The sequence below is a fragment of the Thiohalocapsa halophila genome (assembly GCF_016583825.1).
Classification (GTDB): domain Bacteria; phylum Pseudomonadota; class Gammaproteobacteria; order Chromatiales; family Chromatiaceae; genus Thiohalocapsa; species Thiohalocapsa halophila.
Genome location: NZ_NRRV01000171.1, coordinates 1 through 1,802, shown reverse-complemented (window position 1 = coordinate 1,802; position 1,802 = coordinate 1). Strand labels below are relative to the sequence as shown.

1 protein-coding gene is annotated in these 1,802 nt (G+C 62.8%); it reads right to left on the bottom strand.

Annotation, left to right across the window (positions count from 1 at the left end; all coding sequences use genetic code 11):
- The coding region (locus CKO31_RS25760; protein WP_322789216.1) for a molybdopterin-containing oxidoreductase family protein at window positions 1–1,275 on the bottom strand (1,275 nt) is incomplete at its 3' end.
- Between the last annotated feature and the right edge of the window lie 527 nt (window positions 1,276–1,802).

Genomic DNA, 1,802 nt, shown 5'->3' with positions numbered 1-1,802 from the left:
TTCTAGATTTGTGGCGGCGGGCAGTACGATATCGGCTTGTACGGTGGCGGGGTTATGGAAAAAGTCGCTCACGGCGAAGAATTCCAGTGAGCCCAGCGCCCGCTCCATCCGTTTGGAATCGGCCCACATGGCCGTGTTGATTCCCATGGCCAAGAGCGCCCTCAAGGGTTGCGGCTTACCTGTCAGCATGCAGTCCGGCATCAACATGCTGTGCGCCGCTGGCCAATACTTGGTCCAGATCGGAAACTCGTCCTCGCCGATCCGGGGCGGCAACGCATCGCGGCAGGCATCGAACATGTCTATGGGCTTGGGCGTCGCCTTCTCGTTGAAGAACCGATTGCCACCTTCCCGGTCGAGATTCCCGGTGACGGCAGACAATAAGATGATCGCCCGATGATTCTGGAAGCCGTTGCTGTGTTGTACCGTGGCGGTGGGCGACAACGCGATTTGCGCGGGTGGATTGGTGGCGAACAACTCCGCGGCCCGCAGCAGATCGGCCTCGCCGATCCCGCAGATCTCGGCCACTCGCGCCGGCTCGAAGCCTTGCACATATCGACGAAAGGCGCCGACTCCACTGGCCCATTCGTCCAAGAACGCTTGATTCTGCCAACCGTTCGCAAAGATCAGATGATGGAAGCCCAGTGCCAGTGCACCGTCGGTACCTGGTCGGATCTGCAAATGGATATCCGCCGTGGCGGCGGTTTCGGTGCGCCTTGGATCGACGACGATCTTGACCCTGCCGCGCTTGGGGCGGGCGATGTGGTGTTCTTCGAACGGCATGATACTGCCGGGCGGATTTGTCCCCCACACCAGGATGCACCGCGTCCGTGGCGAGGCAACAGTGGAGGTCGTCTTGATCTTGTACCCGAGGGTTAGCCTCTCGGCGACGGCAGTTGCGGAAAAACAGCAGCCTGACTCTGTGAGGAAGTTGGGCGAACCGAATGAATGCGCCAGGCGCTGCAGATGTGGCCTTGCCTCCTTCGTGTACCCGGCAAAGAAGCCGGCCGCGGGGGCGCCGTGACGCGCCTTGGTGCGTTGCAACTGCTCGGCGATGACATCCAACGCAGAATCCCAAGAAATCCGTTCGAACGCTCCGCTGCCGCGCGGACCCACACGTCGGAGGGGATAGAGCAACCGCTCCGGGTGGTACTGACGACTCAGCTGCGCCTCTGCCCGGGGGCACCCAGGCTCACTGACCGCAACGGCTCGGCCCTGAGTGACAGTCACGTCTACCGGGCAATTGGCATCACACTCGTAACATGTGCTGCGCTTGATCTCGTATGCTGCCTGGTGTTCCGAGTCGGACAGCGCATCTATGGGGTCAGGCCTGGGCATCAACGCTTCTCAAGTGCTGGACGTCCGCAACGAGAGCACGACATGGTAGCAAAAGTCGGTACCTCAACCGGGGAAGCACAGGAGCTGAGCACATCCGCGCCGGGAGCGCCACATGGGCATCCCCATGGGCCGCGCCCGAATTACCACAAGAATTGGACGGGAAACATAAGAGGCTCAGCTATACACCGAGACCCTGAGCCAAAGGCCAAGTCACCAGGCTTAGACACCAGGCGCGGCTCGGCCCGAGTGCCATCGCTACTCGCGGCCAACGATGCGCGCCCCCGGCCCCGCCACAGCGTCAGCCGTTGTCAACCGCCGCTTGCGGGCTGCCGCTGCGAGGGGGGATGCCCCGCAGGTCGTCGCTCGGGCGCTCCGGCGACGAGCCATGAGTTTGCCCACCGTCACCTAACGGCAAATCTCCGCCCGATTCGCGGCCCTTGCCCTGCGCAGCGTCGCTGCCCGCGAAG